The following is a 15,061-nucleotide window of genomic DNA, read 5'->3' on the forward strand; positions in this document are numbered from 1 at the left end:
CGTCCACTACGCTGATTCTTGATTCGCTGTCGCTTAATGCCCGCGAATACCCCGCTGCCAGTCACAGTTTTAAAGGCGGGTCGGCCTCGAAATAGGCTCACCGATGATGCGGTCCTCACGCTGCCAACTCTCACAACAAAAACAAAAATCAAATCATGCACACCTCTATCGATCAACCAAGACTATCCACTACTAACCACTCGGGAGAAACACTGCCGGTTCAAACTGAGTTCCTTGTGGGGGTGGCTTCGGCCGCCATCAATTCATCTGCGTTTTCCGGGCCCAATGCGCCGTTAAAAGCTCCACACTTTCCGATGAACCGTAAGAGTTACGGTGTCGAACTAGACGAATCGCGGTATGCGTTGACTCGGGGAGTCTTTGCCATCCCAATCTTGCACGACAGTTCTCCCGACGTGGGCCACTCTACCGAAGGAATAACGATTGAAATCGGCCAAGACAGCGTAATCTTCGAGTTGGCCACAAGTACACGGCCAGCGACTTCGAAATGGTTGTTGGGAATCGAAAGAGAGAACGGCGAGTTGGGTTTTACGACAGTTGTTTCGAGGTATGTATCACAAGCCGGATTGGGGCTACAAATCTCTGCGTCATTCGTTGCTCCCGACGACGATCCTCTATCGGACGAAAACTTGACGCCGAAACTGGACCCGCAGGACCTTACCTTTCACACAAAACTGCCACCGGCTGTGTTGAATCAGTGGGTGTCGTTGGGCGTGTTACAGCCGCGATTGCTCGACCGCGTTCTGGTCTGTCGAAGCTGCGGTTCGCTGCCGACATTTCGACGCGGATGTCGAAACTGCGGATCAGTCGAGGTGGAATCGCAACGTATGATTCATCACTTTGCCTGTGCTCACGTCGATCACGTCGCTTGCTTTAGTCATGGCGCGGAACTGGCATGTCCTAAATGCCTTACAAAAAAATTGGTCGTGGGTTCGGACTTTGAATACCTTGACGGACCACTGCAGTGCCTCGAGTGCCAATGGTCCGACACAGAACTGTTGACGATCGCACGGTGCGGCAGTTGCGGTGACGAATGTGCATTAGATCAAACCGTTGAAAAGGAAATGGTAGAATATCGTGTTAACCGATTGGAGCTATTGGATCTCGTCGCTGCGAACTGATCAGTTTCTGGCTGCTCTGCTGCCGCTGCTATTGTTCGATAGTCTGAGATATTCGTTAGGTTCGCTGGCTGTTTGGCTGTGCGATTTTGCCCGTGAAATAGGCTGCGTATTGCTGGGCAACCGGACAGTGCAGCGGTTTGGACAGTGCCCATCGGTGTGTGTCGTCATCGCCGGCTTGAACGAAGCCGAAACATTACCTCATACGCTACGGTCAGTTTGGAATACCTATCCACGGTTGGAAATCATTGTGGTCGACGACGGATCGCGTGACGCGATGAGCCGGGTGGCCACGGACTTTGCGCGTGATCACGCGGGTGTGACCGTCCTGAGAAAACGCAATCGCGGCGGCAAATCGTCGGCACTTAACTTCGCATTACCGTTTACGAACGCCGAGATTATCATCGGCGTTGACAGTGACTCGCACGTGGGCGAAAACGCGATTTGGGAAATTGTCCAACCGTTTGTTAACCCGAAAGTCGGCGCGGTATCCGCCGCCGTCATGGCTCGTAACGCGCACACTAATTTAGTGACGAGGATGCAAGGGTTAGAGTACCTGCGATCCATCTTTTTGGGGCGTCTATTTGCTGATCGGGTCGGAACATTGGGAATCGTTTCCGGAGCGTTTGGCGCTTTCCGTCGCGAGGCTTTGTCGCGAACGGGTGGATGGGACGTTGGACCTGGTGAAGATGGGGATTTAGCACTCCGCATACGAAAATCAGGCTATCAAATTGCGTTCGCGCCCTACGCCCAGTGTTTCACGAATGTGCCGACGGTCGCTAAGACGTTGGTCAAGCAACGTCGCCGTTGGGAGTGGGCAGTGATTACGTTGGAATGCCGCAAGCATGTTGATCTAGCAAATCCGTTGTCCAAGAACTTCTGCGTCAGCAACCTCGCCATGTTGGCGGATCGCTGGACTTTTAATCTGTTTTTGCAATTTGTCTGCTGGGGATACATGGGATGGCTGTGCATTCACGCCAACGAAGACACGTGGAAGCTGTTCTTCTTATATTACCTGGTTTTTTTGGTATTGGATGCGATTCAGGTTGCCGTCCTGCTGTATTATTCCAACGATCGCCGTCGCGACTTGAGCGTTGGTTTGGCCGCGCCGTTAATGCCGTTATATCAAGTCGCGTTGCGAGCGGTGATGTTCTACGGCATCCTCGAAGAACTGTTTTTTCGCAGATCGCACCACGACAACTTTGTTCCAGAACACGTTCGTCGATCAACGTGGCATTGGTAGGTACGCGTCGGCATCAATCAGACCAGCATCCTCCGCAGTTGGTATCAAATCTGGGATTTGGACCTCAGTGATTTCATTGGCTAATTGACAGGTCGGCACCGATTCGATGGCATCGGATTGAAAAAAGACGTCGAGGTAAGCCAGGTAGGTTCCGCGTACGTAATGAACCGTGGCCACCGCCATCGAGTGTTCGACTTGCGTTCGGGCCAGTGCCGTCTCGGCATCGACGGCGCGTTGGATCGCGATATTGACGAATTCCAGTGGAATGTCGACGACTTGATATTTTTCGCGAATGGCCTCTACGCGTTGGCGCGCCCCAATAACGCGATGTTGGTTGGCTTCATTGGTCACGAAAGCGCGGTGCAGTTCAGCAAACGCTGCATCCAATTCGATGGTGACTTGACGCTGTTGCTCGCGATAGATGGCTTGTTCTCGCATTAATTGGAACTGAGCATTGCGCACCGCAGTATGGGCCCGCCGGAAACCGACGGGAGATTTCCATTCAAACCCAACGGTCCAATCTTGCAAATCACCGCGAAGCAAGTCTGAGTAGGCGCCACTGTTGGCCTCACTGGTCGTTCCGAATAATTCCTGGCCAAAACCGTGCACTCGATATTGTCCGATCAAATCGACTTGCGGCTGTAGGAAGTTGCGGGCGGCGACCAGTTCATATTCCAGCCTTCTTAATTTCAGTTGCTGAGTCTGGAGTTCAACTCTCTGCTGAAGCGCGAAAGCGAACGAACTTGGACGGTCGAAGATGATCTCGGCCTGGATCGTCTCATCGATAGGTCGAATCAATTTGCCATCGTAAGAAGGGATTCCGATCAAAAATCGCAATCGACGTTCGGCCGCCAGCAAGCCGGTCTCGTAACCGACGGTGCTATTGTTGGGCGCGCTAGAGGTAGCGAGACCAGTCGTTCGGCCGATGAAAGCGTCCTCGACCTCAGTGACCCATGCATAGTAGCGTTCGCGAGCAAGAGCTTCTTCTGCGCCGTCGGCATCGCCCGTCTCAAGCCGTGCCTGCACCATGCGCCACGTTGCCAATGCCGCATCGCGTCCTTGTAGCTTGGCGTCTAAATTGCGATAGGAAAGCAACAGTTCCCAGTAGGCACGTTCCACGTCAAGTAGCAAATCGCGGACGGCGGCTTGAAAATCGGCAATTTCAATGTGGGTATTGAGTTGGGCAATCCGCACTCCCCGGTAGTTTCCTGGCGTGGAGCCTGGACCCGCAATCTGATTGAACAAGAGTCCTGAACCTTGTTTCAAGGGATGACGAATCTCGCCTTGAAAACCACCCGTATAGCTTTGTGAAAACCGATTGAGAGGCGAATTATTGCGATCAAAAGTCGTTAGGTTGCTTAGTTTGAGCTGGGTTCCGCTAGGAGTAAACTTCGAGAGCGAAAAATCGAGCAGCCCGAGGTTCGCACGAGGATCTAGCGTGCCCTGTCCCTCGATCGCATTGTTCAGCGTTTGCTCCGTTCTGCCGTAAAGCAAACTTGAGGCAAGCTGAGCGTCGAAATCGCTTAAGGCAGCGTCAACTCCAAGCTGAGGATCCGTTCTGACAATCATGGAATCGAAGACCGTCGAAACGCTGGCTGGGGCGGAAACGACTGCCCCGCCAATGTCGCGAATAACCTGGCTTCGTGACAAAGCCATCTGAATGACCGAATTGAGTGTCAGCTCCCATGTTTCCCTTTGTTGCGGTGGCAATTGGACGTTGTCAATGGGAACAGGATCATTCGAAACGCAAGTGTATTTGACCTCCATCCACTGGGGATCGTAATCCGCGATCGAGACTTTGTCGGCAACAGGAATGCGTGTTGCCTGACTGAGTTCGCGAGAGCGCATTCCGCACCCCGACAATAACCCGACGCAACCAATGAAAATGAGGAGACATATCTTCACTGCCAAATTCATAGTAACTTGAATTCGTAACTCGGAAACCACGCCCCATCAGAACAGTTTGTCGTCCACTAACCAGGCGCGGCATCATTCCGATCGCGCGGCCCCCATAGCAAGTACAGTCGTCAAACTCATCGTAAACCTCATCGTCTTTCATCAGGCTTGCCGCGAACGATTGCAGGACCGGATTCGTCTGCGTGCAGCAAACCTTCCATGTTGGACAGATTGAGACCACCTTCTTGTCTGCGATCATCGTTACATTTGATGCCGTTTGCCAGCAACATCGGGCGAACGTGTCGTTCGAACGGATCTCGTTTTGCCGTGGATGGTTCCCTAGCCATGACGGAAGGTCTGCACGCAAGCAGCGACGCTGTTGCCAGAACGACAAGCATGACTTGCCTTAACCGCAAAGACCTCAGGAATCGCGGGGTTTACAGTCGCTGAGAGCTATTTGCAGAGAGACTCCAAAAACAGCAGGCTTCTAGCGTGCTAGGCTTCATCAATGTTGTTAGGCTAAAAAGAGTGGAACACTGCCAACCAAGCCGATTTGCAAGCCATAGGCGGTGTTCCCGATCATGACGTTCGATCAGCCAATGTTGCTGGGTAAACACGATGGGATTAACGTACTTCAAGCGATTTCGGATGGAGTTTGATCTCACAGGTCCGATGATGGACGAAGTGGTCACGCCATCGGGGTACGAATTGGTTCCCTTTTCGGACGATTTACTTCGCGATCACGCGACGGCGAAGTATCGCAGTTTCCGCGAAGAACTCGATGCCAACGTCTTCCCTTGCTTGGCCCGACGTGATGGATGCCTGAGTTTGATGCGAGAGATTACGGGGCGAATCAGTTTTGTTCCCGAAGCGACTTGGTTGGTCCATTACAGGCCTGCTCGGTCCACTCGCGCCGAACCCGTCGGTACCATCCAAGGTTTGCAGCTCGAGGGCTGGGGCGCGATCCAGAACGTTGGCGTCTCACCCGAGCATCGCGGTCGAGGGCTCGGTTCGATCTTGCTGGCTCATGCCGCCGAAGGTTTTCGTGCCGCCGGGTTAACGCAAATGCACCTCGAAGTGACGACGGACAATACCGCGGCGGTTCGACTGTACGAGCGACTGGGATTCCGCCGGACCCAGGTGGTTTACAAAGCGGCTGAAGTCGCTGGCGTGTAGCCGAGCAACCGTTTCGGGTTGTCTCGCATCCATGCATTCACCTCGGCTTCGGTTGCACCGAGATCGCGAATCAAGATTTTACGCATCTGCGGAAGCGTCGTGGCACAACCGGCAAAATGCGTCCTGCACTCGGCCCAGGCGGCGCCATCGTCGTCGACGTAGACCGTTTGCCCAGCCAATTGGTATTCGCCCGGACCGAGTCCCGCGGCGGCAATCGCGTCGCTGACGATCACCACGTTTTCAGTGGGCATACACCGCAGGTAGTTTCGCAGTGCAAACGTCGGAACGTGATGCCCGTCGGCGACGAAGCTGATCATCAAGCGATCTGAGCGGCTCAGAACTCGCTGAATGATATTGTCATGCCGATGCAATTGGCTCGGACATCCGTTGCCCAGATGCGTGTACAAACCCAGCCCCGCATCGATACATCGGTCCAACTCGACAATCGAAGCATCGCTATGACCTGCGGCGACGACTACGCTGCGGTCCCGCAAGAACCGGGTCACGGCGGCGTCGGAATCCATTTCGGGTGCCAGTGTCACCAACCGCACATGTCCGTTGCCCGCATCCAACAATCGCTCGGCGGCCTCCGCTGTGGCAAGCTGCACGGCGTCCTTGGGATGAGCCCCTACAAAGCCGTCTACAGGGCTAATGAACGGGCCTTCGACATGAATCCCCGCGATCTGTTTGCGAATTTCGGGGACCGACTCGATCCAATCGGCAATCCGAGTGATTCGCGAAACCATTTGGTCCATCGGCGCCGTGATGATGGTCGCCAACGTTTGCTCGACTCCATCACATGCCAATTCGGTACATGCCGCGACCAAGTCGGATTCGCTCAATTCATCGGAATTAAAGTCAACTCCCGCATAGCCGTTGACTTGTAAGTCGATAAAGCCGCTCACGTGATCGGCTCCAATTCATTCCGCGTCTCTTCGGACAATTGGCTCGCCGACGCCTTGTCGATAATCAGCGTCGTGCCCTCGTGTTGCTTCAAAATACTAGCCGGCACCATCGGGTCGATTCCGCCTTGGAGTGTTTGGCAAACCGCGTTGGCTTTCTGAGCATCGGGAACGCTACAGAAGATCCGTTTTGCTTTCAGGATTTGTTGCACCGACATGCTGATCGCTTCGGTCGGCACGTCGCTGAGCGAGGCGAACCATCCTTCGCCCACTTGTTGCATGCGGCATGCCTCGTCGAGTTTGACGATCAAGTAGGGATCTGTGGTTTCGAAATCGGCTGGCGGATCGTTAAAGGCCAGGTGCGCGTTCTCGCCGATGCCGACCAAGGCAAGGTCGATCGTGGTGTTTTGCAATGCCGAACCGATTGTGGCAATTGTTTGCTTGGGGTCTTGGTCACCGTACAGAAAGTTAAATTTGGAAATCGGCACGTGGTCGACAAAACGTTCTTTCAAATAGCGACAAAACGACGCGGGGTGGTCGGCGGACAAACCAATGTATTCGTCCAGATGAAATCCAGTAACGGAACCCCAGTTGATGCCGGGTTGTTTGACCAATTCACCCAGCACTTCGAATTGGGACGCCCCGGTGGCGATCACAATCATGGCGTGTCCCTGTTGTTGGATCGCGGTTCGGATCACTTCGGCTGCATGTTTGGCGACCCAGTGGCCCATGGCAGTTCGATCAGCGGCTAGAATCGTACGCATCATCACTCTAACGTTAAGGTGGGATCGGACGGATGAGAAAAATCTCCTGAGCGTCCGGCAGTGGAAATAATAGTTAAGATCAGCAGAGTTAGGGTTACTAAACGCTGGTAGCCCCAAATCTCTATAGAGATTGACTATAACATGTTGCTGCGGGCCGGAAGGGCTGGCCCATTTATTTGTACTTTTGGTAAGCGATTGTGGTAGATCATAGCGAAACAAACACGGCTGTTGCGAGTGATGGCTCAATTTCCGCATCGGCTCCGAAAAATTGGTTCAGTTGGTTCACCCGAGTCGGGCCGGCAATCGTCGTGGCGGCCGTGGTTTTGGGCCCCGGCAGCATCGTCAGTGCCAGCCGGGTGGGGTGTGAATACGGTCTCGATTTGCTGTGGGTGGTGCCGTTTGCCGGGTTGCTGATGATCGGCATGACGATGGGCTCGATGATGATCGGGGTCTGTAACCAAAAGACGCTCTGCCAGAGTGTCGCGGACACCTTTGGTCGGCCTGCGGCGTGGATTGTGGGCGGGTCGCTGATGATTGCAATCACGCTTTTCCAGGCTTCCAATAACAACGCGATGTTGATGGCGGCCGGTGGCTTTGTGGGACCCTCGACGCTGGACGATCTCAGCCCGTTGGCGAAAACATCGCTATTGTTCCTGGTCAATCTTTTGATTATCGCGATCGTCGTTTTGGGACGCCATGATCTGTACCGCTTGGTGGAACGGATGATGGCGGTGTTGGTCGGCATGATGGTGGTCGCGTTCGGGCTAAGCATGATCGCGTCGCAACCGTCGATTAGCGAGATCGGTATGGGATTGATCCCGAAGCTCGCCGCCGGCGGCGAGGCAAGCGAGTCGGGTAGTACCGCAGCGGCCGTGTCGTGGCTGAGCATCGGAGCCATGATTGCGACGACGTTCTCAGTCGCGGGAGCGTTTTACCAGTCTTATCAAGTGAAAGAGAAAGGGTGGACCCAAGCGGATTTGCGAGTCGGGCTAGTCGACAGTTTTGTGGGCATCGCCTCGTTAGCACTGATCACGGGAATGATCTTCATTACCGCCGCCACGGCATTGCATGGCGTGATCGAACCGAGCGAATTGACGGACGCCAGCATGGTGGCGATGTCGCTTGAGCCGATGTTTGGCACGTGGGCGAAGATCGTCTTTTCGCTGGGGATTTTTGCGGGGGCGGCAAGCTCCTTTCTCGTCAACGCGTTGATCGGTGGCGTGGTGTTTTGTGACGCCATCGGACTGAGCAGCAAAATGTCCTCGGCAAGTGTTCGCACCTCGACGATCGTGGCACTGTTGTTGGGATGGTTGGTCGCCAGCACGGTGACGATCACGGGAATCAACTTGGTCAGCTTTATTGTGATCGCACAAGCGTTGACGGTACTGTGTTTCCCAATCCTGGCAATCGTGATCGTATGGCAGTTACAAAAGCTTACCGTTCGGGTGCCGATCGCCATCAAAGTTCTGTGTTGGATCGGGCTCGTCGTCGTGATCGCATTGTCGATCCGCACATTGTGGGGGCTGCTGTCGTAACGAGTGGGGGGCGATGGGGATGAAGCAGCGTCTGGAATCGTGTCAGCTGTAACGATTCCGATCTTTTTATCACTCGCGTGGATATTTTCTGCGCGGGCTGCGTCTAACGAGTTCGCGACAAATTGCGATCGATCGAGAATTAACTGTCGTACATTGAATCGTTGACAGAGCGTAGGGCCGGTTCCTACCGGACGACTCCATCGAGCCGTTAAGTAGGGCCGGTGGGAACCGGCCCTACTCGAAAAATGCCCTCGGTGGCGGCTGCCGCGATGCCAAAGATTTAAAAAGTTTTCTGGCTAATAAAACGGCCTGACGTTCGTTAACATCAGACTGACGCACCTTCTCTAGCTACCCCCAACGCGCGAGCTCTCTCTTGTCTTATCGCATCTCTAACTTTCAAAAGTTCGGTTTTGCCAGCGTTTTCGCCCTGTTTTGTGCCACTTGGCTGTGGGCGGCCGAGCCAACGGATGCCACCTGGACCGAGGTTCAAAATGCCATCAAACAGGGGTTGCCCAAGACGGCCGTGGAAAAGTTGGAACCGATCATCACGAAAGCCAAGGCCGAAAAGAATTACGACGAGGCGATCAAGGCGATCGGGATGAAAATATCGCTCGAGGGCACGATCCAAGGCAATCGGCCAGAAGAGAAAATTGCTCGCATGCAAGCCGAGATTCAGCAGTCGCCTGCGGAAATGCAACCGATGATGCAGGCGATCATCGCCCATTGGTACTGGCATTATTTCCAGCAAAATCGCTGGCGGTTTATGCAGCGGACGCAAACCGAAGCCCCGGTCAGTGACGACATCAACACGTGGGATTTGCCGCGAATTTTGGAAGTCACCGCGAAACAATTTGACAAGGCACTCGAAAACACCGAAGTGCTGCAAAACACGCCGATTGCTCAATACGACGAATTGATCGAAAAAGGAACGGCACCGGACGACTATCGGCCCACGCTTTGGGATTTCCTGGTTCACCAAGCACTTGAGTTTTATTCGTCCGCAGAGCAAGCCGGCGCACGCAGCGAAGATGCGTTTGATCTGCAAGCCGACAGCCCAGTCTTTGCGGCAGCCAAAGATTTTGAAAACTGGACTCCCGCGACCGAGGACGCGAATTCGCCGAAGTCGAAAGCGATCCAATTGTATCAACAACTTTTGAAATTTCACCGCGACGACAAAGATCGATCGGCGTTCATTGATGCCGACCTGCACCGGCTCGAATTTGCCTACAACCACGCCTTTGGCGAAGAAAAAGCGGCTCGCTACAAATCGGCGCTGAAACGATTTGCCGACGGACATGCGTCGCATGTGATCTCGGCTCGCGCGCTGCACAATCTGGCCGCTGTCGTTCAAAGTGAAAACGACTTCGTCAAAGCCAAAGAAATTGCAGAGCAAGGCTTGGCTCGGCATCCCAACAGCGTTGGTGGCAACCGCTGTTACAACTTGATCAAGCAGATCGAAGCTCCCTCGGCCTCGATCACAACCGAGCGAGTTTGGAACGCGCCTTGGCGGACCGTCGATGTTCGCTATCGCAACGTCGAAAAAGTGCATTTTCGCCTTGTACCGTTCGATTTCGAAGAATTCGTCAATTCGAATCGTTACCAACCCATGAACTTGGACCGCAATCAACAAGCTGCCTTGATGAACCGAAACGTCATCAAGAAGTGGTCGGCCGAATTGCCCGAAACCGATGACTATCAAGAACGGGTCGAACAGGTGAAGGTGCCTGAGGATATTCCGGCAGGCTCGTATTTCTTGTTCGCTAGTCACCGCGAAGATTTCGCAAACGACAACAACCAAGTCAGCATGGCCGAGGTTTGGGTCAGCGAATTGGCCTTGGTGCTGCGAACGGCGCATGGCAAGGGAACGCTCGAAGGCTTCGTGCTGGACGCCAAAACCGGAGAACCTCGTCAGGACGCGTTGGTGAAAATTTGGGCGAATGAGGGAAATCGCCGAGTTGAATTGCTGACCGTCCCGACCGACGCCAATGGTTTTTTCAAAACGAAAGTCACTAATGGCCGCAATTTGATCCTGTTGGCGTCACATCGCGAACAACGACTTTCGTCCAACCACGGCATTTCGGTTTATCAATCGAATGATCGTGAGCGAACCCAATCGCAAACGCAATTCTTTACCGATCGCTCATTGTATCGCCCGGGGCAAACGATTCGCTACAAAGGCATTTGTTTGTCGGTCAACCAATCGAGAAACAACTATCAAACGTTGGCGAACCAGCAAGTCGTCGTGGTATTTTCGGATGTCAACGGCAAAGAAATCGAGCGACTGACGCATCGTACCAACGCCTACGGCAGCTTCAGCGGCAGCGTGACCGCACCGCGAGATCGATTGATGGGGCAAATGTCGTTGCGAGTCGACGGAGTCGCGCGAGGCCAGACACAGTTCCGTGTCGAAGAATACAAACGTCCCAAATTCCAAGTCAAACTGAACGCCCCGACCGAACCGGCGAAATTGGGCGGCCCCGTTACGATTCGAGCAAATGCGACCGCCTACACCGGAGCCGCGATCGATGACGCATTGGTCTCGTGGCGTGTGGTCCGCGAAGTACGTTACCCGATTTGGTGGTCATGGTCGTGGCGTCGTTCCTGGTTCCCTCCTCGAACGCAAGGCAACCAAGAGATCGCTCATGGCACCACTCGAAGTGGTGCCGATGGATCGTTTGAAGTCACCTTCGATGCCAAGCCTGATTTGTCGGTCCCCGAAGAGAGCGAGCCAACGTTTCAGTTCACGGTTTACGCCGACGTGACCGATTCCACTGGGGAAACACGGTCGGATCAACGTTCGGTCAGCGTCGGCTATACCGCACTTGCCGCCACTATGACGGCCGACGATTGGCAAACAAGCGATAAGCCGGTTGAGATTTCGATCACCACAAGAACGCTCGACGGCGACGGGCAATCGGCCAAGGGAACGGTGACGGTCTATCAGCTGAAACAGCCCGGTGAAGTCGTTCGCCCTTCGCTTGGCGGCCATCACTATCCACCGCTGCATGGGGGCGACTCAAAACCGGCTCCTGATTTGTCCGACATCAACACATGGGAACTGGGCGATCCGGTTGTCAAAAAGGACTTCGAAACCGATGGCGGCGGCAACGCCAAGCTAACGCTTGATTTATCGGCAGGCCCGTACCGAGCCAAGTTGGAAACACGCGATCGGTTCGGAAAACAGGTCACGGCACTGCTGCCGATCAAAGTGCTTGATCCGAGTGCCAAGAAGCTTGCGATCAAGATTCCAGAACTTTTTATGCAAGAAAAGAGTTCGGTTGAACCGGGTGAATCGATGCGAGCAATCTGGGGCAGCGGTTACGAGACCGCCCGTGCGTTCATCGAAATCGAACATCGTGGGAAACTGCTTAAAAGCTATTGGACGCCAGCGACCTCGACTCAAGTTTTGATCGAACAACCGGTCAACGAGTCGATGCGAGGCGGCTTTGTCGTGCGAACGACGATGGTTCGCGAAAACCGAGCCTACTTCAACGCAGAGCGAGTCGAAGTGCCTTGGACGAACAAGGAACTCGATATCCAGTGGGAACATTTCGTATCGAAATTGGATCCTGCTGCCAAAGAGACTTGGACGGCGATTATCAAAGGCCCCGATGCCGAACGTGCTGCGGCCGAGATGGTCGCGACATTGTATGACGCATCGTTAGATGCGTTCCAACCGCACACCTGGATGCAGCGTTTCAACGTCTTCTATCAAGATTACTCGCGGATGCATTCCCAATTCGAAAATTCAGCCGAATCGCTGCGTCAAATTTGGCACGGCTGGCATCACGATCAACGTAACGGAAATTTGACCTATCGTCATTACCCGTCGATGATCGTGCAAAATTTATGGGGATACCAATTCCGAAATCAAATGAAGGGTGCAATGCGATCGCGGATGAGGACGGAAAGTTTGGACGCGTTTGGTGCCCCCCCCGCACCGATGTCGGCGGCGATGGATGCCGGAATGATGATGGGCGAAGCCGAAAGCCGAGGGGCGAAGATGATGATGCAGGCTGATGCTGCGATGGACGGAGCTGAGCAACAGGCTGCCCCGCAGGATGGCGGCGATGGCAAGGGAGCTGCGGATGTCGATTTGGAAAGTGTTTCGGCACGTAAAAACCTGAACGAAACCGCCTTCTTCTTTCCTCATCTGCTTGCCGGAAACGACGGCACGGTGCGGATGGAATTCACGATGCCCGAAGCGCTGACCGAGTGGAAATTCCTCGGCTTTGCCCATGACCAGAAACTTCGTAGCGGCTTTCTGACCGGCAAGACGGTGACGGCGAAAGACTTGATGGTCCAGCCGAATCCGCCACGCTTCGTTCGCGAAGGTGACTTGATCGAATTTACAGTCAAAGTCAGCAACCAGTCGCCGACGCAACAAACTGGGCAAGTTCGCTTGTCGTTTGCCGATGCGAAAAGCACGAAAAACGTCGATGCCCAACTTGGCAACGATACGGTGGATCAATCGTTCACAATCCCAGCCGGCCAATCCCAATCTTTGTCGTGGAAGATCAAAGTGCCCGACGGAATCGGATTTCTGACCTACAAGGCCGTTGGCTCTACCGGAAGACTTTCCGATGGCGAAGAAGGCTATTTGCCAGTCCTGTCACGCCGCGTGTTGGTCACCGAATCCATTCCGTTGCCGATCCGGGGCAAACAGGTGAAGCAATTTGATTTTGAAAAACTGCTCCAATCGGGTAACTCCGACACGCTGCAGCATCAATCGTTAACGCTGCAAGTCGCGTCGAATCCATCGTGGTACGCCGTGATGGCGCTTCCGTATTTGATGGAATATCCCTACGAGTGTAGTGAGCAGGTGTTCAACCGACTGTACGCCAATACGCTGGCCCAACACATCGCCCAAAGCGATCCCAAGATCGAGCGAGTGTTTGATCAGTGGCGAGGCACTCCGGCGCTGGACAGTCCGCTGGAGAAGAACCAAGAACTGAAAACGGTGATGCTCGAAGAAACTCCCTGGGTTCGCCAAGCGGAAAGCGAAAGCCAGGCACGTCGTAACGTCGGCATCTTGTTTGACACTAATCGCTTGCAAGACGAGACGAAGCGGAACTTGTTCAAGTTGACCGAGATGCAACTCGAGGATGGCTCGTGGCCTTGGTTCCCAGGTGGACGCGGCAACGACTTTATCACGTTGTACATCACGACCGGTTTTGGACGGATGCGTCACTTAGGCGTACCGATCGATGCTCAACCCGCGATCCGATCGCTGGCGCGACTCGATGGCTGGGTGACCAAGCAGTACGAAGATATCAAACCAGAGAATCGCGATAAGAATCACTTGTCGTCAACGATCGCGTTGTATTTGTATGGCCGAAGTTTCTTCTTGCAGGACCAGGCAGTTGCACCTGAACATCGCGAAGCGGTCAACTACTGGGTCAACCAAGCTAAAACGCACTGGTTGAAATTAGCGGTTCGGCAATCGCAAGCTCACATGGCGGTGGCACTGAAGCGATTTGGTGAAGCCGAAGCGGCCCAAGGCATCATGGCGTCGATCAAAGAGCGATCGGTCACCGATGAAGAACTTGGCATGTTCTGGCGAGAGAACGAATTGTCATACTGGTGGTACCGTGCTCCGATCGAAACCCAAGCGATGATGATCGAAGGTTTTGATGAGGTGATGAATGATCGCGAAGCGGTCGAAGCGTGCAAGGTTTGGCTGCTGAAGCAGAAACAAACTCAGGATTGGAAGACGACCAAAGCGACTGCGGACGCGATCTACGCGTTGCTGCTGCGAGGCAGCGACCTGTTGGCGTCCGATGAATTGGTCCAGGTCGAGCTTGGTAAAAAATTGATCGAGCCTGAAAATGTCGAAGCGGGAACCGGGTTCTACGAGGTCCGCTTCGCTGCCAGCGAAGTCAAACCGGAACTTGGCAACGTCACGATGCGAAAAGTGGACGACGGTGTCGCTTGGGGCAGTTTGCACTGGCAATATCTGGAAGACATCAGCAAGGTGACGCCGCACGAAGGAACGCCATTAACCCTGGAAAAGAAGCTGTTTGTCAAAAAGAACACTGGCAAAGGACCGACGCTGGTCGCTGTGGATGGGCCGGTATCGGTGGGTGACGAATTGGTCGTGCGGATCGTTTTGCGGACCGACCGCGATATGGAGTATGCTCATATGAAAGATTATCGCGGCAGCGGCACCGAGCCGGTCAACGTTTTATCTCAGTACAAGTACCAAGATGGGCTGGGGTATTACGAATCGACTCGTGACACGGCAACGCATTTCTTTATCGACTACTTGCCAAAGGGAACGTATGTGTTCGAGTACAGCACACGCGTCCAACTGAAAGGCGAGTACCAGACTGGATTTGCGAACATCGAGTGCATGTATGCTCCCGAATTCAACAGCCACAGCGAGAGCTTGCCCATTGTCGTTCAGTAG

The 15,061-nt window shown here is 54.0% G+C and carries 9 protein-coding genes; 5 read left to right on the forward strand and 4 right to left on the reverse strand.

Annotated features, from left to right (window positions below; genetic code table 11):
- Positions 1-314 precede the first annotated feature (314 nt).
- Positions 315-1,139 (forward strand): hypothetical protein, encoded by an 825-nt coding sequence (locus tag SH528x_RS07705; RefSeq protein ID WP_442509937.1) that lies wholly within the window; start codon positions 315-317, stop codon positions 1,137-1,139.
- The gene (locus SH528x_RS07710; protein ID WP_442509938.1) at positions 1,096-2,379 is read left to right on the forward strand and encodes a glycosyltransferase family 2 protein; all 1,284 of its coding nucleotides are present in this window, start codon (positions 1,096-1,098) and stop codon (positions 2,377-2,379) included. Before SH528x_RS07705 ends, SH528x_RS07710 begins: the two co-directional genes overlap by 44 nt.
- Here SH528x_RS07710 and SH528x_RS07715 read toward each other — a convergent pair.
- Both SH528x_RS07715 and SH528x_RS07720 read right to left on the reverse strand, forming a co-directional pair.
- Positions 2,362-4,227: a TolC family protein gene (locus SH528x_RS07715; protein ID WP_442509939.1), complete on the reverse strand. Its 1,866-nt coding sequence runs from the start codon at positions 4,225-4,227 to the stop codon at positions 2,362-2,364. The genes SH528x_RS07710 and SH528x_RS07715 overlap by 18 nt on opposite strands.
- 197 nt (positions 4,228-4,424) lie before the next feature.
- Positions 4,425-4,673 (reverse strand): c-type cytochrome domain-containing protein, encoded by a 249-nt coding sequence (locus tag SH528x_RS07720; RefSeq protein ID WP_442509940.1) that lies wholly within the window; start codon positions 4,671-4,673, stop codon positions 4,425-4,427.
- A gap of 250 nt (positions 4,674-4,923) precedes the next feature.
- Here SH528x_RS07720 and SH528x_RS07725 point away from each other — a divergent pair, with 250 nt between their 5' ends.
- Entirely contained in the window at positions 4,924-5,451 is a 528-nt protein-coding gene (locus SH528x_RS07725; RefSeq protein ID WP_442509941.1) for a GNAT family N-acetyltransferase, read from the forward strand.
- Here the strand turns inward: SH528x_RS07725 and SH528x_RS07730 are convergent.
- Both SH528x_RS07730 and SH528x_RS07735 read right to left on the reverse strand, forming a co-directional pair.
- The gene (locus SH528x_RS07730) at positions 5,421-6,356 is read right to left on the reverse strand and encodes an N-acetylglucosamine-6-phosphate deacetylase (RefSeq protein ID WP_442509942.1); all 936 of its coding nucleotides are present in this window, start codon (positions 6,354-6,356) and stop codon (positions 5,421-5,423) included. The two genes, SH528x_RS07725 and SH528x_RS07730, sit on opposite strands and share 31 nt — an antisense overlap.
- Complete coding sequence (locus SH528x_RS07735) at positions 6,353-7,120, reverse strand: glucosamine-6-phosphate deaminase (RefSeq protein ID WP_442509943.1); 768 nt, start codon at positions 7,118-7,120, stop codon at positions 6,353-6,355. The genes SH528x_RS07730 and SH528x_RS07735 overlap by 4 nt, the downstream gene beginning before the upstream one ends.
- 194 nt (positions 7,121-7,314) lie before the next feature.
- Between SH528x_RS07735 and SH528x_RS07740 the strand changes: the two genes are divergently transcribed.
- Both SH528x_RS07740 and SH528x_RS07745 read left to right on the forward strand, forming a co-directional pair.
- Complete coding sequence (locus SH528x_RS07740; RefSeq protein WP_442509944.1) at positions 7,315-8,652, forward strand: NRAMP family divalent metal transporter; 1,338 nt, start codon at positions 7,315-7,317, stop codon at positions 8,650-8,652.
- Positions 8,653-9,025: 373 nt separating this feature from the next.
- The gene (locus tag SH528x_RS07745) at positions 9,026-15,061 is read left to right on the forward strand and encodes an alpha-2-macroglobulin family protein (RefSeq protein WP_442509945.1); all 6,036 of its coding nucleotides are present in this window, start codon (positions 9,026-9,028) and stop codon (positions 15,059-15,061) included.

Origin of the sequence: Novipirellula methanifontis (assembly GCF_052161655.1) — a bacterium.
In the GTDB taxonomy this organism is placed as follows: domain Bacteria; phylum Planctomycetota; class Planctomycetia; order Pirellulales; family Pirellulaceae; genus Novipirellula.